At 46.8% G+C, this 16607-nt stretch carries 16 protein-coding genes; 8 read left to right on the plus strand and 8 right to left on the minus strand.

Going from position 1 to position 16607, the window contains the following annotated elements; genetic code table 11:
• A complete protein-coding gene (locus HMPREF1521_RS06355) occupies positions 1 to 417 on the minus strand; it encodes a GNAT family N-acetyltransferase (protein ID WP_038117237.1) in 417 nt (138 codons plus the stop codon).
• 523 nt (positions 418 to 940) lie between these two features.
• Between HMPREF1521_RS06355 and aroF the strand changes: the two genes are divergently transcribed.
• The 6 genes from aroF to HMPREF1521_RS06385 all read left to right on the plus strand — a co-directional run bounded on the left by aroF (position 941) and on the right by HMPREF1521_RS06385 (position 7996).
• On the plus strand, positions 941 to 1957 hold the full coding sequence (gene aroF / locus HMPREF1521_RS06360) for a 3-deoxy-7-phosphoheptulonate synthase (RefSeq protein ID WP_038117239.1): 1017 nt from the start codon (positions 941 to 943) through the stop codon (positions 1955 to 1957).
• Positions 1958 to 1974: 17 nt separating this feature from the next.
• Positions 1975 to 3027, plus strand: a complete 1053-nt coding sequence (gene aroB, locus HMPREF1521_RS06365; protein ID WP_038117246.1) for a 3-dehydroquinate synthase — start codon at positions 1975 to 1977, stop codon at positions 3025 to 3027.
• Between the two features lie 40 nt (positions 3028 to 3067).
• Positions 3068 to 4339 carry a 3-phosphoshikimate 1-carboxyvinyltransferase gene (aroA, locus tag HMPREF1521_RS06370; protein WP_038117247.1) on the plus strand — a complete coding sequence of 424 codons (1272 nt, stop codon included), beginning with the start codon at positions 3068 to 3070 and terminating at the stop codon, positions 4337 to 4339.
• 117 nt (positions 4340 to 4456) lie between these two features.
• The gene (gene aroC / locus HMPREF1521_RS06375; protein ID WP_038117248.1) at positions 4457 to 5551 is read left to right on the plus strand and encodes a chorismate synthase; all 1095 of its coding nucleotides are present in this window, start codon (positions 4457 to 4459) and stop codon (positions 5549 to 5551) included.
• Positions 5538 to 6677 carry a bifunctional chorismate mutase/prephenate dehydratase gene (locus tag HMPREF1521_RS06380; protein WP_038117249.1) on the plus strand — a complete coding sequence of 380 codons (1140 nt, stop codon included), beginning with the start codon at positions 5538 to 5540 and terminating at the stop codon, positions 6675 to 6677. The genes aroC and HMPREF1521_RS06380 overlap by 14 nt, the downstream gene beginning before the upstream one ends.
• Before the next feature lie 83 nt (positions 6678 to 6760).
• Positions 6761 to 7996 carry a shikimate kinase gene (locus tag HMPREF1521_RS06385; RefSeq protein ID WP_038117255.1) on the plus strand — a complete coding sequence of 412 codons (1236 nt, stop codon included), beginning with the start codon at positions 6761 to 6763 and terminating at the stop codon, positions 7994 to 7996.
• A gap of 52 nt (positions 7997 to 8048) precedes the next feature.
• Here the strand turns inward: HMPREF1521_RS06385 and aroD are convergent, their stop codons facing one another.
• From aroD to HMPREF1521_RS06400, 3 genes are all read right to left on the minus strand, one after another.
• Positions 8049 to 8843, minus strand: a complete 795-nt coding sequence (gene aroD, locus HMPREF1521_RS06390) for a type I 3-dehydroquinate dehydratase (protein WP_038117256.1) — start codon at positions 8841 to 8843, stop codon at positions 8049 to 8051.
• A gap of 26 nt (positions 8844 to 8869) precedes the next feature.
• Entirely contained in the window at positions 8870 to 10099 is a 1230-nt protein-coding gene (locus HMPREF1521_RS06395; RefSeq protein ID WP_038117257.1) for an MFS transporter, read from the minus strand.
• Positions 10100 to 10257: 158 nt separating this feature from the next.
• Positions 10258 to 10677, minus strand: a complete 420-nt coding sequence (locus HMPREF1521_RS06400; protein WP_038117258.1) for an Rrf2 family transcriptional regulator — start codon at positions 10675 to 10677, stop codon at positions 10258 to 10260.
• A 144-nt stretch (positions 10678 to 10821) separates the two neighbouring features.
• Here HMPREF1521_RS06400 and HMPREF1521_RS06405 point away from each other — a divergent pair, with 144 nt between their 5' ends.
• The gene (locus tag HMPREF1521_RS06405; protein WP_038117259.1) at positions 10822 to 12189 is read left to right on the plus strand and encodes an NCS2 family permease; all 1368 of its coding nucleotides are present in this window, start codon (positions 10822 to 10824) and stop codon (positions 12187 to 12189) included.
• Positions 12190 to 12337: 148 nt separating this feature from the next.
• On the opposite strand, the gene HMPREF1521_RS06410 is transcribed toward HMPREF1521_RS06405, so the two are convergent.
• The 3 genes from HMPREF1521_RS06410 to HMPREF1521_RS06420 form a co-directional block, all read right to left on the minus strand.
• The gene (locus HMPREF1521_RS06410) at positions 12338 to 13096 is read right to left on the minus strand and encodes a hypothetical protein (protein WP_038117260.1); all 759 of its coding nucleotides are present in this window, start codon (positions 13094 to 13096) and stop codon (positions 12338 to 12340) included.
• 233 nt (positions 13097 to 13329) lie between these two features.
• A complete protein-coding gene (locus HMPREF1521_RS06415; protein ID WP_232203198.1) occupies positions 13330 to 13692 on the minus strand; it encodes a MarR family winged helix-turn-helix transcriptional regulator in 363 nt (120 codons plus the stop codon).
• Positions 13693 to 13785: 93 nt separating this feature from the next.
• Positions 13786 to 14193: a polyketide cyclase gene (locus HMPREF1521_RS06420; RefSeq protein WP_038117269.1), complete on the minus strand. Its 408-nt coding sequence runs from the start codon at positions 14191 to 14193 to the stop codon at positions 13786 to 13788.
• Positions 14194 to 14475: 282 nt separating this feature from the next.
• On the opposite strand from HMPREF1521_RS06420, the gene HMPREF1521_RS06425 reads away from it, so the two are divergent.
• Positions 14476 to 15918 carry an amino acid permease gene (locus HMPREF1521_RS06425; protein WP_038117271.1) on the plus strand — a complete coding sequence of 481 codons (1443 nt, stop codon included), beginning with the start codon at positions 14476 to 14478 and terminating at the stop codon, positions 15916 to 15918.
• 100 nt (positions 15919 to 16018) lie between these two features.
• On the opposite strand, the gene HMPREF1521_RS06430 is transcribed toward HMPREF1521_RS06425, so the two are convergent.
• Positions 16019 to 16594, minus strand: coding sequence for an immunity protein YezG family protein (locus tag HMPREF1521_RS06430; RefSeq protein ID WP_038117273.1), 576 nt, complete (start codon positions 16592 to 16594; stop codon positions 16019 to 16021).
• Positions 16595 to 16607: the final 13 nt, after the last annotated feature.

A 16607-nucleotide genomic window follows, 5' to 3' on the forward strand; every position in this document is an offset into this window, starting at 1 on the left:
CTACAACTCTTTTCTCATCAAAATATGCGGACATCCTTCATCGAGGTATGTATCGCCCTCCGCTACATATCCCAAGGATTCATAAAACGGTTGTGCCTGCACTTGTGCGGACAATGAGCATGTTTTATAGCCGTCTCGGCGCATGGCCCGTTCCGCGGCTTTCATAATTTTCTCGCCCAGATGTTGGCCTCGATGGATTTTACGCACCGCCATTCGTCCCACATGCGCTTCTCCCGGTTCCGTCCCCGGAAAAAATCGACAGGTGCCGACCGCTCTGCCGTCACTCCACAGGAGAATGAATTTAGCTATTGCATCAATTTCATCGAATTCCTCTTCGAAGCCCTGTTCTTTTATAAACACGTCTGTGCGGATCTGCTTAATATCATCGTTAATGGTATCTAAAATCTGAATGATCATAAATGTTCCTTCTCGTATAACGTCCCTATGAAATATGTACATGAAAGCAGTAACATATATGTTAAGTAAAATATAGGTTAAGTAAAATAAATACGCCCGATAATCATAACGTATTTAACGCATCAAAATACACTATTTCTATTATAGCAAAGTCAATATGGCTTTCACATTAAATTACATGCTGCATAGTATATATTCTTGCACGAGTTTTTTAAAAGTTAGATGAACTTTAATTTTTAGCTTGCATATTATTCTCAAATGGGTTTATACTGTACTCAATAAATTTAGAAAGGAGCAACTAACGATGATTAACCAAATCAACGCAGCAAAACAATACTTTTATTGGTTCTTTATCCAGCGTACGGGTAAAGAACTATTTGAGCTGCACTGATTTAGATGTCATCATTGGTGGCTTGGAATAGTTAAAAGGGCTACCCGTATTAGATATACGGGTGGCCCTTTTTATTTGCCATCCCGTATGGTTAGCCCTACTATTCACTGGTAGTCGATAAGGAGGTTTATCATGATTATTACATTGAAACAAAACGCAGCAGCGGAAGAAGTATCCCGTTTACGCAGTGAATTAGAGGAACAAGGCTTCATCATCCATCCTGTAGAAGGTACTCGTTACAATATCCTGGGTCTTATCGGCGACACGGCATCTCTCGACGCGCGACAGATTGAATCTCTTGATTTTGTAGATAAAGTAACGCGTATACAGGAACCGTACAAAAAGGCAAATCGCAAATTCCATCCGGATGATTCCATCATCAACGTTGGGGGCGCCCTCATCGGCGGCGGTCACTTTGTCGTAATGGCGGGGCCTTGCTCCGTGGAAACTCCGGAACAGGTATTAGAAACCGCAAAGGCTTGTAAGGAAGCGGGTGCCACGATTCTTCGCGGCGGAGCTTTCAAACCGCGTACATCCCCATACTCCTTCCAAGGCATGGGCCCTGAAGGTCTCGAATTACTGGAGCTTGCTAAAAAAGAAACGGGGCTACCTATCGTTTCGGAAGTAATGGACATCTCCCAACTGCAATACTTCGACAATGTGGATATGCTTCAAATCGGTGCACGTAACATGCAGAACTTCACACTACTTAAAGAAGTGGGCAAAATGAAGAAACCGATTTTGTTAAAACGCGGTTTGTCCGCTACTTACGAAGAATGGTTGATGGCTGCCGAATACATCATGAGCGAAGGAAACGAACAAATCGTCCTTTGTGAACGCGGTATCCGTACATTTGAACCTAAAACGAGAAATACATTGGATGTGACGGCCATTCCGATGATGCACGAGCTGTCCCACTTGCCGATTATCATGGATCCGTCCCATGCAGCGGGCATGAGCCGTATGGTACGACCACTTTCACTGGCATCCGTAGGCGGCGGAGCGGACGGACTCATGATTGAAGTACACAACAACCCGTCCAAAGCATTATGCGACGGCCCTCAGGCGTTACGTCCCGATCAATTCAACAGCCTGATGAAAGAGATACAGGCATTACACAACGCATTAAGAGAGTGCACCAACTGCTAAATCAGAAAGGATTTCCTATGTTTCGCATCCATATTAACGCGTCCGAACCGTATGACGTGGTTATTGAAAATAATTCATTATCGCACATTTCAGACTATATTCGCCCCCTCAAGGAACCGTGCCGGGCCATCATCGTCAGCGATGATAATGTGGCCCCCCTCTACCTGGAAATGGTGAAAGCCAACCTCACCGAGGCGGGATACAACGTATGTGAGTACGTATTTCCTCACGGCGAAGATGAAAAAAATGCAACCCGTCTCGTCGATTTGGCAGAGTATATGGCAGATCAGTCCTTAACGCGCAAGGATCTATTAATCGCCTTGGGCGGCGGTGTCGTCGGCGATATGGCGGGCTTTGCGGCGGCCACCTATCTACGGGGTATCGATTACGTACAGGTACCGACATCCCTGTTGGCTGCGGTCGACTCCTCCGTCGGTGGCAAGACAGCGGTCAATCTGAAAGCCGGCAAAAACCTCTGGGGCGCTTTCAAACAGCCTATCCTGGTATTATGCGATCCGACGACGCTCGATACATTACCGCGAAAAGAATGGATTAATGGATGCGGAGAAATCATCAAGTACGGATTTCTCGACGTACCCGGTCTGTTAACACAATTGGAGAACAAACCGCTGTTAGAAAACCGGGAAAAGGCGATTGATATCATTGCCCGCTGCGTACAGGCAAAAGCGGATATCGTCGAACAGGACGAACGGGAATCAGGCGTACGGGCCTTACTCAATCTGGGGCACACCTTCGGTCACGGTATCGAAAAGGCGAGCCATTTTAAAATTCCTCACGGAAATGCCGTAGCCATCGGCATGGTCTTAATGGCACAGGGGGCCGTACATCATGATGACCTCAATCCTACCGTCGTAACGAAATTAAAGAACCTGTTAACGGCCCATGAATTACCTACAGAAACAACCATTACGGCAGATGAATTACTGGAAGCGGCCAAACATGATAAAAAAAGTCAGGGAGACACTATCAAAATCGTCGTTCCTACCGACTACGGTCACAGTAAGCTCAAGGTGGTTACGCACGAAGAACTCAGAGGTTATCTTATGTAACAGATGTTAAATATGATGTATTATCTACAAAGGAGATACCATGTATTCCGTAACGAACACCCTCTTGCGAGGTACCATCGACTCCATACCGGCTAAGGCGCACGCCCATCGGGCGCTCATATGCGCCGCATTGGCACCGACACCGTCTACAATTTTATTGAGCCGTACCTCAAGGGATATCGATGCTACGATGGATTCATTACGCGCCCTCGGTGTCGATATAACCTATAAACAGCAAATCGTTACCGTCAATCCCAGTCCGCCCCCTGCAGCAGGCAAAATACTGCCCCATGAGTCGGGTACCACGTTGAGGCTCCTATTGCCGGTATCCTCCTCTCTGTGCGCTACCGTGGAGGTCGATGCGAAGGGACGCTTGCCGGAGCGCCCCCTGGAGCCTTTATTAAGCGAAATGAAACGTCACGGTGTGCATTTCTCAAAGGATGCGCCGCCATTCACGATGAAAGGTCTCCTCAAAGGCGGCGATTTCAGCATGGTCGGTGACGTGAGCAGCCAGTTCTTCTCGGGATTACTGTTAGCCGCTCCTCAACTGGGACATACGGCAATTATATCAACCACACCTCTACAGTCGCGGGATTATGTGACATTAACATTGACGACGATGGCGGATTTCGGTATCACGGTTAAACATCAGGAGGCAACAGCCACGCAGAACGAGACTTTCACCATCAATGATATGTCTACATTCATAGGACGAAACCATTATCAGATTGAAGGTGATTGGTCCAATGCGGCTATTTGGATGGTCGCTGCGGCCATGACAGGCGAGTCCATTACGATTACGGGCATGAATCCGGACTCCGTACAGGCGGACCGCCGCATCATGGATATCATCACCGCCTCGGGTGCGACTATTACATGGAACGGCTCAAATCTCACCGTATCGGGTCGCTCTACTGCGCCGTTGACGGTCGATCTCGAACAATGTCCCGATTTATTGCCGGTTCTGTCGGCCCTCGCCTGTTCTATCTCAGGTGAAAGCGCCTTTATCAACGGTGCCCGACTGCGCCTCAAGGAATCGGACAGGCTGAACGCGGTGGCAAAACTCGTGTCCGATTTAGGTGGCACGGTGCGCCAGGAAGGTGATAATATATATATTACAGGTACAGGAATCCTCACAGGAGGCCTTGCGGACTGCGTCAATGATCACCGCCTCGTCATGGCCGGCGCATTGATGGCGCTCATCAGTACGGATTCGGTACGGCTCAAAGACAGCGAAGCCATCACGAAATCCTATCCAGATTTCTTCGCGGACTGGAATCTCTTGGGCGGTTCGGCTACGCCGATCTGTTGAACTCATTTTAAAGTGCAATTGAAAAACACGGTTTACCATAGAAATACTCTGTCAATTACCCGAATTTCAATCACCTCATTTCAATATAAATGCTTTTCAATCACATCAGGAGGACATATGTCATCGAGTTTCGGTAAAACAATTCAGGTATCCACCTTCGGTGCCTCCCACGGCTATGCCATCGGCGGTGTCGTGGACGGTCTGCCTTGCGGCTATCACATCGACAGGGATGAACTGCAGGCATTTCTGCGCCGTCGTGCGCCGGGGCAAAACCAATTACAGACGCAACGTAAAGAGGCGGATGTACCGGAATTTTTATCGGGTCTCGTAGATGATATGTTGAGCGGCTCCCCGCTGGCCTTCATGATTCGCAATACATCACAGCACTCCGGCGATTACAATAATTTACGGGATGTCCCTCGCCCGTCCCATGCCGATTTTACAGCCCGCATACGCTACGGCGACAAGGTGGATATGCGCGGCGGCGGACATTTCTCGGCCCGTCTCACGGCACCTCTTTGCGTTGCCGGCGGCATTGCATTACAGTTGCTCGCCCGGAAAGGCATCCGCATTCACGGTCATCTAAAACAGGTGGGCACCATTCAGGATTCACCTGTCGACATGGTACACCCCGATATGGACGCCCTCGCTCATATTGCATCTGAGCCGATTGCCATGCTGGATGAATCTAAACGACAAGAGGTTGAACGTCTCGTACTGAAACTAAAAAACGAAGGCGACTCCACCGGCGGTATCGTCGAGGTCATAGCCACAGGCTTATCTGCAGGGTTGGGAAATCCGAATTTTGACGGCGTTGAAAACCGCCTGGCCCGCGTTATATTCGGGGTGCCTGCCATAAAGGGCATATCATTCGGAGGCGGCTTTAACATGTGCTCCGCCTTAGGGTCCGAGGTGAACGATGCTTTCACCATGAACGGCCATACCGTAACGACCACGACGAACAACAGCGGCGGCATCCAGGGCGGCATTACCAACGGTTTACCGCTCATCATGCAGGTGGGCATCAAGCCGACCCCGTCCATTTACAAGGAGCAGCACTCCGTGTCATTATCAAAAGAAGCGGACACACTGCTCACCATAAAAGGGCGCCACGATCCGTGCGTAGCATTGCGCGCCGTGCCCGTCATCGAAGCCGTTACGGCCCTCGTACTGTTGGATTTCCTAGGAGATATTGACCATGAACTTAGATGAATTACGCGTTAAAATCAACGATATCAACGAGCAGATGCTGAGCCTATTCAAAGAACGCATGGCGCTCTCCAAAGATGTGGCGAAGGCAAAAAAGGAAATGAACAAGGCCGTATACGATCCGAAACGGGAACGCGATATTTTAGACAAGGTCACGTTGGAAGCGGGCCCGGACATGGATCTGTACGCCCGTCGATTCTTTGAATCTCTCTTCAGTTTAAGCCGCACCTATCAGGCGGAACAGTTATTCCAAAACACGGAATTCACGCAGAAGATGAAAGCCGCCGTCGAGGCATCCCCTACATTACCGCCGCAGCGTGGCAGCGTGGCCTGTGCCGGCGTATTCGGCAGCAACGCCCAGATGGCATGCGACCGCTTGTTACCGCTCAGCCAGATTCATTATGTAACGGGATTTCATGCCGTATTTGATGCGGTCGAATCGGGCGAATGCGAATTCGGCGTGTTGCCTATCGAAAACAGCTCCAACGGTTCCGTAAAGGAGGTATACGACCTCTTGGAGGAACATAAATGCTATATCGTACGCGGCACACGCCTTTGGATTTCTCACGACTTACTCGTAAAAAAGGGAACTCAATTATCCGATATTCACACCATCATTTCACACCCGCAAGCACTGGGGCAATGCAGTCAGTACTTGGAAACCCTGTCAGGTGTTACCCTGCGTTCCTTTGATAATACGGCACGTGCCGCACAGCTCGTAGCCGCCAGCGATGATCCGGGTGTAGCCGCTATTGCGGCGCCGCAATGTGCGGAGCTGTACAATTTAACTCCGATTGCTCGCAACATTCAAAACAGCGACAATAATTATACGCGGTTCATCTGCATCAGCAAAAACTTTCATGTATACCCGGGGGCCAACAAGATATCCGTGGTAACCTCGGCAAACCATGCGCCGGGAGGGCTCGGAGCCTTGTTGACAAAGTTTGCCAATATCGGTGTCAACTTGACGAAGCTTGAATCAAGACCGATCGTGGGTCATAACTTCGAATTCCTCTTCTACCTCGATTTGGAAGCCTCCTTGGCGGATCCGAAGGTGCTGTCCGTCCTTGCGGAACTGCACACATCACAGGATAAATTCCGCCTGCTCGGAAACTATCCGGAAAATTAACGCATACAATAACCAAAAATGGCTAATAGAGGTACTAGTCTCTATTAGCCATTATCTACTTATAAACCTGATCAGGAGGTCCTATGAAATTCGGTTTACTCGGCCGCACCTTGAGCCACAGCTATTCCCCGCGCATTCACGGGGCATTGGGAAACGACAATTACGAATTATTTGAACGCGAACCCGGTGAGCTGCGGGACTTCTTTAATGACCCCGATTTACAGGGCATCAACATTACCATTCCCTATAAAATCAACGCCCTCGAAGCCTGCGCTGTCGTAGATCCTCGGGCGGAGCGCATCGGATGCGTCAATACCATGGTGCGCCGCGACGGACGTTGGCATGGATACAATACGGACTATGACGGATTTGTGTTCACATTGCAGCACGCAGACATCAATGTAAAAGATAAAGAGTGTATCATCCTCGGCGACGGTGCTTCATCCAAAACGGTTCATATCGCCCTCGATGATTTAGGGGCCCGCTCTATCATCCACGTATCTCGCCATGAACCGCCATTCTATGACGATATCGATCAATTCAAGGACACCGCTCAGATTATCATCAACTGCACGCCGGTCGGCATGTATCCGAACAGCCCTCAGACGCTGATTGACATAACGAACTTCACGGCCCTCACCGGCGTGGTGGATCTCATCTACAATCCGCGCCGCACCGTGCTCCTGTTGCAAGCTGAGATGATGGATATTCCTTACAGCGACGGCCTGCCGTTTCTCGTGGCACAAGGCGTTGAGGCGGCCAAGCATTTCCAAGGTGAAAGCTTCGGTTCCACAGAAATTGAACGGATTTTACGCGATATACGTCACGAAAAGGAAAACATCATCCTCATAGGTATGCCCGGTGTCGGTAAAACGACGATGGGCAGGGCCCTCGGCAAGGCTCTGAATCGCAAATGGTTTGATGCAGACAAGGAACTGATAAAGGAAATCGGCAACATTTCCGACTATATTACAACTCACGGAGAGGAAGCCTTCCGAAAGGAAGAAACAAAAATGCTTGCCAAATTGGGACAACAAACGGGACTTGTCATCTCAACAGGAGGCGGCTGCGTTACGGTACCGCAAAACTTCACCCATTTGCGCCAAAACGGCCGCATCTACCAACTGACCCAACCGGTCGAAAGACTTTCCACGGAAGGACGTGTGCTCTCCCAGGGCGGTATCGACCGATTGCGCGAATTGGAGTCAGTCCGTACACCCATGTACGAGGCCTTCGCACAATGCATCATAAAACACCGTCGCAATATACCGGAAACGGTAAAGCGTATCATAGAGGATTTTGAAGCACACCTGCTCTAGAAATCTTCACACAAGATATAAATATATAAAAAGTCGGCTTTCGCCGACTTTTTTAATGCACTTTTATGCGTGTATGTTGTTGTTCATCAAAGACTCCGTCCACATCAATGATATCGAGGATACGCTTTAATGCATGTACATCGATTTGACCAGGTGCGGATGTTTTTCCTGCGGCGGCGAATGTCATGGCGTTGCCGAACAACGCCCCTGCAGTACGTGTCACAGCCCCCAAGGGACCCATCGCGATAGTAATGACGGGATCCGCCGGATAGAGAGCTTTCACCTCGGCCGTCGCCTCCAAAAGGGTCAACACATCTCCCGTTGTATGCGGCATAACCGCAATTTTAGGCACATCCGCCAACAGTTCTTTCATTTGCAACAATCGATTGACGATAACCTCACGGGATGGTGTTCCGTTGAAATCGTGATTGCTCATGACGACCGTAACGTGATGCATCTTTGCAAATTCAATAGTTTTCAGCATGCGTTCCTGATCAAGGAAGAATTCTATATCAATCGCATCGACGAGCCCCGTCGGGATGAGCCGTTCCAACATGGTGAAATACGCCTCTGTCGAAATAGCGCGCTCGCCCCCTTCCCCCCTGGTACGCCACGTAAATAGGAGTCCTCGACCGTTCAGCTGAGGTTTGACGAGCATCAGCAGTTCAATGATGGCATCGATGGAGTCGGCCCGTTCATAATAGTCAATGCGCAGCTCCACCACATGACATGGCGCCTGGCAGGCCAAGGCCGTCGCATCCAAAATATCTTTCATAGTCGTACCCACAACGGGCACGCAAATTTTTGTACCCCGTTCACCGAGTACAACTTGACCGATACGGGCCATAGTAACTCCTTTCCGCCCCACAGGCATCAATCATGACGCGCCGATAATCGTCGCGCCTGAAAGCCCAGGTAGAGCAGCAATAATCCGGTAATGCTGAACACATAAGCAATACCCATATATGTGGACACAACGCTGGCAAATACAGGTCCGACCATGGAGCCGAACTGCTGTGCCGTCGTGGTCATGCCGAACATCCGCCCTCTGAAAGCCGGCGCCGTGTTGAGCGTTACCGCCGCACTCAGGGACGGGTTGATACCTACGATAAAGGAACCGATAATTACCTGTAAACTACCGAACCACCAGATACCGACAGGCAAACTTTGCAGTAATAAAACGATGCCGCTACCGATCATGCAGTAAGAAATTGTCTGAAAGTACCCTTTTCGCTCACCGATACGCACCCAGATATTCGTTGTCAAAGCCCCTGCCAGTCCACCGATACTGAGGATGGATCCGGCGATTATGGCGGCCCCTTCCATCGTTCCCTGCATATCACCTACATAGAGCGCCAAAATCGGCTGCAACATCATGATAGCGCATTGCATAAAGAAAAAAATCCATAATAATCGCACCAGCACAGGTTGCTGTCGTACAGTTTTAAAGTCATCGCGCAAAGACGTCGTTTTAGGTGCGGATTTACTGTCCCGTACATCATCATTCTCCGCCTGTACCTTCGGTTCTTTCACAAAAAGCCATACGGAAACGGTCGCTAAGAATACGGCCACACCGGACACGTAAAATACGGGCCTCATGCCGACGATGCTTTCAACAGCACCGCCCAAAAACGGTCCCACTACATTGCCGAGAATAAGGCCGGTCTGAAATATGCCGAGAGCACGGCCCACCTTTTTCTCGTCCACGCTGAGGGACACCATGGTCATCGCCGCCGGATAGAATCCGTTCGCAAAGCCCTGAAATGCACGGCCCAGCAAAAGTTGATACTGATCCGTCACCATCCCGATGAGAAAATAAGAAATGGCAATAGCAAAACCCGCACGAAGCGCCATCATCTTCTTTCCTTTATTGTCGGCGATTTTACCCCAAATAGGAGCCATAATGCCGGCAATGAGGAAGGTAATCCCGAACACCCATCCGGACCAGAGCGCCACATCACCCTTCGGCACGCCAAGTTCCAGGAGGTAAATCGGCAGGAACGGAATAATCATGGTATAACAGATGGCGAGTACCGTCATACTGATGGTGATAATCCACACATTGCGCATGCCCCCTCGAGCATCTTGTTCTGTTGAATACATAGTGCCTCCCTACTCCATGCACATATAAAGAAGAGCCGCATAAGAATACGCGACTCTTAAGATCTGACAGCCAAACAGTCAAAAATTTAACCCGCATGTATACACACGCTATACCGACATGTATCTACATGCCATTAATGCCGTCATTATGACTTCCTTTATTGATACGGAAGCTTTTGATCCATCACATCTTGCAATGAAACCCGCTCCATTACATGACGGAACTCGTCCTGCAGATATTTCCAAAGCGGAGCCGTCAGACAGTCGTTGAACATCGGACATGGTTCCACATCATCATCCAGACAGGATACGAGGGCAATGGAGTCCTCGGCAGCATATAAAATTTCATATACATTGTATTCGGACGGCGATTTTACCAAACGATATCCGCCATATTTGCCGCGTCCGCTCTTAACGAGGCCGGCCGCCGACAGGCGAGATACAATACCTTCTAAATATTTATCGGAAAAGCCTTGACGTTCTGCGATTTCACGGATGGACACATTTTTCTCCACCCCGTGCTCCGCAATATCCGCCAATATCCGTAAGGCGTAGCGCCCTTTTGTAGATATTTTCATAACATAACCTCTAAATCGATTAAAATATACTATTAGTATATCACAAATTCATACAAAAATTGTTGGGAAATATGGTACACTATAACTATATCGAAATATTTTATTAATGTATTGTTTTAAATTTCATATGGGGGATGTTATCTGATGTTAGATAAGCTTTTTCAACTTAATGAGCGCAATACTACCGTCAAGACCGAGATTCTGGCGGGTATCACCACGTTCATCACCATGGCGTACATACTCTTCTTGGCGCCAAATATTTTAAGCCTCGCCGGCATGGATAAGGATGCGGTTCTCATCGCCACAGCTTTGGGTGCCGGACTCGTAACGATCGCCATGGGTGTTCTGGTAAACTATCCGATTGCCCTAGCTCCCGGCGTCGGCCTCCTTGCCTTCTATTCGTTTACGGTCGTACTCGGCATGGGTATCTCCTGGCAAACAGCGTTAGGTGCCGTCTTCATTTCCGGCCTCGTATTCCTCGTGCTCACCTTGACGTCGGTGCGTCAAATGATTGTCGAGGGTATTCCGGCCTCTATGAAAGTAGCCATCACGGTCGGTATCGGTCTCTTCATCGCCATCATCGGCTTAAAGCTATCCGGCTTAATGGCCATTTCTATCAGCTTGTCACCGAACTCATTGGGACAAGTGGTTCAAACTCACGGTAACTTAGTGCCGCCGCCATCAGAAGCGCTCCTCACATTGGGCAATCTGCATAGCGGAGATACATTGCTAGCCCTCTTCAGTCTAATCTTTACGGCTCTATTAATGGCTCGCCATATTCAGGGATCCATGCTCATCGGGGTCCTCGTGACGACTATTATCTCCTATGCTACGGGTCTATCCACATTTCCGGACAACTTCAGTCTTCTCGCTTTACCTGATTTTTCCAAAGCGGCCTTCTTTGAACTGGATATTCCCGGTGCCGTGCACATGGGGCTCATCACCATTATCTTCTCATTCACGTTCGTAGAATTATTTGACTCCATGGGCACCCTCATCGGTACCGCAACGGAAGCAAAAATCGCCGATCCTAAGACCGGTACATTCCCGGGTCTCGGCAAAGCGATGACCGTCGATGCTATAGGTGTCAGCGCCGGCGCTCTGCTCGGTACTTCTACGATTACCGCCTTTGTTGAAAGTGCCGCCGGCGTCGGGGCCGGTGGTCGCACAGGCTTAACAGCGCTTACCACGGGCATTCTCTTCTTACTTGCGCTATTCCTTGCGCCGTTGGTATCTCTTGTACCGAATGCGGCAACATCTCCCATCCTCATCCTCGTAGGCGCCCTCATGCTGGGCGCTATCCGCAATGTCGAATTCGATGATTGGACGGAAGCATTCCCTGCTTTTCTCGTTATCGTATTGATGCCGTTCACATACAGCATCGCCAACGGGATTTCCGCAGGTCTTATCGCATACCCGCTACTAAAAATCGCAGCAGGTCGCGCTAAAGAAGTTAACTGGATCATGTACGTATTAGCAATACTCGTCATCATTCGATATGTATTTTTCTAATATGTAAACACAACAAAGAACCTACCCTTTTACATCACAATTAATCGTATGATGAAAAGGATAGGTTCTTTATTACATATTCATATTTATTTAGATATCTCTACGATAAGATTAAAACTCTTATGTCATGTCATCTCAACTTATACTATCAGTAAAGTTTCTCTACCGGTTTGATTACATCCTTCAAATCTTTGAATAAAGTCACCTTCGGCTTAGCATCCAAATTCGGCCTCATCGGAGCCCCCAGCAGATCATATCGATCCAACGCAATATCTTTCATAGCGCCCACGTAGTCAATAAGATTTTCTACGTCCTGTTGTATCATCGTTTGTTTGAAGAAAAACATATATGCTCGATCATTATGCATCCAATAAGCACGGCGAACCATTTTCTGTTTATCGTCTCCCTCTAACGTCACAATATAACCTTTAGATGACGTATACGTCCAAGTTCTATCTCCTTCAGCGTGAGGATTATAATTCATGTCACTCAATACATCATCTGCAGATAGCCCCATTCGATATATGATATCTTTATTAATCCATTTTTTTTGTGTCACAGTGGCAAAATCCCCGGTCATAGTCTCAGAATTCGAAAATTTGCGATACTCAATTTCGAGAATATGATATTTTCTTACCTTCACCTGCACCAACTTATAATCTTTCGGAATAAATTGAGGTACATCTATAGCGTATGGCAAGACCTGCCAGGCATACCCCAAATTCGGCAATATGGTATCGCCTTCATTCAGATTATAAGGCCATTCTGATAATGATGTGGTTTCCTCCGCAATCGCCACCGGATGTCCGGATGCGACATCATGTTCCCCTGCGGCCGATGCCGCCAGTACGGCTACGGACAACAGTGCAGATGTCCATAAAACACGCTGCACCAATCGTTTCTTCATATGATTCTCCTATATAAAATAAGATCTTACTACGTGCCTCTCTCACACAATAGTATATTTTCTTATTTATATCAGAAACAACAAAGATAATCCGTATCTTTAGCTACGTTGGTATAACTTTTATAATTCAGCTCCACCAAATAAAATACCCTTTGATGCGTCATCAAAATCTATAGCCATGCGATCCTGATGTCTCATATCCACCTCCACGGAAATTATGGATATAATATTCCTTATTCTTCATTTAATTTAGTAAGAAACTCATTAAAACGATTTTCATTGTTTTTCAACTTTCCGAAAAAGAGTTCATCAATCTGCTCAACTATCGGAACCGCTTTTTGTAATATCGCTTCTCCCTTTTCATTTAATATAACCGCTTTTGCTCTTGTATCTCTAGAATGTTCTTTTCGCTTTACAAAACCGTGTTTCTCCAATAAACTCAATATTTGAGATATCGTCATAACATCTATTCCTGAAAGTTTTGAAATCATGACTTGTGTAACTTCGTTATCATGTTGCGATAGATAAGCAAGAGATGTTAGAACAACAAATTGAGGATGTGTTAAATTCAAATTTTTTAACTCTTTTTTTATCATGAAATGCCATTTATTGTACACCCTCATGAACAACAATCCTGTTGACTTTTCTGAGTTATCTTTATACTTTGATACAAACAAACAGCAGTCACCTTATCTTTCTAAACAATTTTTTAGAATGAATATAGATTGAGGAACATCTGAAAAAACTTGACTTAAAAATTCCAAATGTTGCTTATCTTCACTTTCTAAACTTACAGTATGTTTTACAGTTACACTTCCGTCATGATTATCAATTATTTGATGCCCGAAAACGATATCGCCAAACGGAGTTCCAGTCTTATCCCAAAACTCTTCAAATGGTTTGACAAGGGTAAGTTGATATTCCATTGGAGGCATCCCTTCAAGCTCCATAGTTCCATGTGATCCGGTCTCAAATTTACCATTTAATGTAATATTTTTTAAATCTTCTTCCCAATCATACCATTTTTCAATATTTGCATAGTACTCCCAAACCTTTTCTTTTGCTGCTTTTATTTTCAAACTGAAACTGAATTCCATTTTATTTCCTCCTTTTATTATAAGTGTACTTATTATAATTTATTTTATAATATTCGTCAATATATTTTCATTTTGGAGGATTATTCTTTTGATTTTATAAATGAATAGTATACTTTCATCACAAAAATATCGCCTTAATTTGTCTACTGTAAAAATACATTTGACATCTTACAATAGATACTGTATGATAAGACAATAGTTTGATATGTCCCATACATTGTGAAAGCTATGGCCCTCCATGGCTTTTTCCATTTATGGGTAGTTTAGAAAAGAGGTCTTATTATGTCTGATACGCACCAGTTAAAACGGGGTCTTAAGAATCGACATGTACAGTTGCTCGCCATCGGCGGCGCCATCGGTACAGGTCTATTCTTGGGCTCCGGCCGCGCCATTCATCTGGCGGGTCCCTCCATCGTATTCGCCTATCTCATCACGGGTATCATCTGTTTCTTTGTCATGAGAGCCCTCGGCGAATTACTGTTGTCCAACCTAAATCATCATTCCTTTATCGACTTTGTCGAGGAATATTTAGGTGATCGCGCAGCATTTATTACAGGATGGACTTACTGGTTCTGCTGGCTGTCTCTGGCCATGGCGGATTTAACTGCGGTCGGTCTTTATATGCAGTACTGGATACCTTGGATGCCTCAATGGATACCGGCACTGATCGTCTTAATCGCACTGCTGTTAATGAATTTAACAGCAGTAAGACATTTCGGCGAAATGGAGTTCTGGTTCGCCATGATCAAGGTCATTGCTATCGTATCGCTCATCATAATCGGTATCATCATGATCGCCACAGGCTTCTCGACCGATGCAGGTGTTTCCGCATTCAGCAATATGTGGAACTACGGAGGATGGTTCCCGAACGGAACCATGGGCTTTATCCTGTCATTCCAGATGGTCGTATTTGCTTTCACAGGTATTGAACTGGTCGGCCTAACGGCAGGCGAAACGGAAAATCCTGAAAAAGTCATCCCCATGGCCATCAACAATATTCCGTTGCGCATTATCCTGTTCTATATCGGCTCTCTAGCCATCATCATGAGTATTTACCCATGGACCGCCGTTAATCCCGCTTCCAGCCCATTTGTAGCCGTATTTACGGCGGTAGGAATTACGGCCGCTGCAGGGATTGTCAATTTCGTAGTTCTCACATCCGCCGCATCGGCGACGAATTCCGGCATTTTCAGCACGGGCCGTATGATTTATGCCCTCGCAAAACGCGGGCACGCACCGCGTTCCATGCGCCGTCTCACACATAGCAGCGTTCCCTACCAGGCGACGATCTTTTCCGCATCGGTATTGCTCATTACGGTCGTATTGAATTACGTAATGCCTGAAGCGGTATTCGTTATGATTACATCGATTTCTACATTCTGCTTCATCTTTATCTGGTCCATGATGGTCATCTGTCATCTCAAATATCGTCAGAGAAATCCTGAACTGGCGGCACAATCTAAATTCAAGATGCCGTTATATCCGTTTATTAACTATCTGATTCTCATCTTCTTTGCATTCATTCTCGTTATCCTCGCCCTCAACGAAGATACACGGGTGGCACTGCTCTTTACACCGATTTGGTTTATCATCCTCTGGGCATTCTACTCCATGCTCAATACGGATGATAAGGACTCTCTCGAAGAGGAATTAATCGACATGGCAGGCGTCAAAGAACATTATAGAAAAACATCCAATGATGATCACGATGATTATGTAATTTAAGAACACGACGATTATGTAATCTGAAAAGGAGCCTCCATAAATCGCAATTATGCCGAATAGGCACGAAGCGAATGTATGGAGGCTCCTTTAATCTGTTTTTTTACTTTACATCAGGAAAGGTCTCTGATTCATATTGTTGGTAGTACAGCATAACATTTGCAGTATCTTCACCGTAATTTAACCGCGTTTTAGTCCGTTGACCACTTTGAGTAATGATAATATCGATTGAGGACGGCAATTCCTGACCGCCCTTTTTTAAATGCGTATATAGATTCTGAAGATCCTGCACTTGACGTGAGGCTCCTGTCAGATAATTGTTTTTCGATAGGCCCGTATTCTTAAGTGTTTGACCGCTATAAAGCTGACCTGTTCTGTCCGTAAAATAGAAACGGACAGCACCCTTATCCGCTGATAGAACAGCCTTTATATAAATGGTTTTCCAATCTTTCTTAATCATCAACTGTGTGGATTCCGCTAATTTAGCGACTAACTTCTGTGTTTTTTTATTAAACTCTCTGGAGGCCCCGTTATTCTGACGGATCTCATCATTAAGAGGAACTTCAATCGTCGCCATAACAGGCTCTTCCTGCTGTACCTTTTTCGCATCTGCCGGTTGAACACATACAGTACCGACAACGGCCAACACTGCTAATGATGTTACAACTAACTTCTTCATTATAGGCTCCTTG

It is taken from the genome of Veillonella sp. AS16, from assembly GCF_000517785.1.
GTDB classification, from domain to species: domain Bacteria; phylum Bacillota; class Negativicutes; order Veillonellales; family Veillonellaceae; genus Veillonella; species Veillonella denticariosi.

Excerpts from the sequence above, each read along its gene's own strand:
- HMPREF1521_RS06355 (WP_038117237.1), bottom strand. The coding sequence starts at position 417 with ATGATCATTCAGATTTTAGATACCATTAACGATGATATTAAGCAGATC.
- aroF (WP_038117239.1), top strand. The coding sequence starts at position 941 with ATGATTATTACATTGAAACAAAACGCAGCAGCGGAAGAAGTATCCCGT.
- aroB (WP_038117246.1), top strand. The coding sequence starts at position 1,975 with ATGTTTCGCATCCATATTAACGCGTCCGAACCGTATGACGTGGTTATT.
- aroA (WP_038117247.1), top strand. The coding sequence starts at position 3,068 with ATGTATTCCGTAACGAACACCCTCTTGCGAGGTACCATCGACTCCATA.
- aroC (WP_038117248.1), top strand. The coding sequence starts at position 4,457 with ATGTCATCGAGTTTCGGTAAAACAATTCAGGTATCCACCTTCGGTGCC.
- HMPREF1521_RS06380 (WP_038117249.1), top strand. The coding sequence starts at position 5,538 with ATGAACTTAGATGAATTACGCGTTAAAATCAACGATATCAACGAGCAG.
- HMPREF1521_RS06385 (WP_038117255.1), top strand. The coding sequence starts at position 6,761 with ATGAAATTCGGTTTACTCGGCCGCACCTTGAGCCACAGCTATTCCCCG.
- aroD (WP_038117256.1), bottom strand. The coding sequence starts at position 8,843 with ATGGCCCGTATCGGTCAAGTTGTACTCGGTGAACGGGGTACAAAAATT.
- HMPREF1521_RS06395 (WP_038117257.1), bottom strand. The coding sequence starts at position 10,099 with ATGTATTCAACAGAACAAGATGCTCGAGGGGGCATGCGCAATGTGTGG.
- HMPREF1521_RS06400 (WP_038117258.1), bottom strand. The coding sequence starts at position 10,677 with ATGAAAATATCTACAAAAGGGCGCTACGCCTTACGGATATTGGCGGAT.
- HMPREF1521_RS06405 (WP_038117259.1), top strand. The coding sequence starts at position 10,822 with ATGTTAGATAAGCTTTTTCAACTTAATGAGCGCAATACTACCGTCAAG.
- HMPREF1521_RS06410 (WP_038117260.1), bottom strand. The coding sequence starts at position 13,096 with ATGAAGAAACGATTGGTGCAGCGTGTTTTATGGACATCTGCACTGTTG.
- HMPREF1521_RS06415 (WP_232203198.1), bottom strand. The coding sequence starts at position 13,692 with ATGATAAAAAAAGAGTTAAAAAATTTGAATTTAACACATCCTCAATTT.
- HMPREF1521_RS06420 (WP_038117269.1), bottom strand. The coding sequence starts at position 14,193 with ATGGAATTCAGTTTCAGTTTGAAAATAAAAGCAGCAAAAGAAAAGGTT.
- HMPREF1521_RS06425 (WP_038117271.1), top strand. The coding sequence starts at position 14,476 with ATGTCTGATACGCACCAGTTAAAACGGGGTCTTAAGAATCGACATGTA.
- HMPREF1521_RS06430 (WP_038117273.1), bottom strand. The coding sequence starts at position 16,594 with ATGAAGAAGTTAGTTGTAACATCATTAGCAGTGTTGGCCGTTGTCGGT.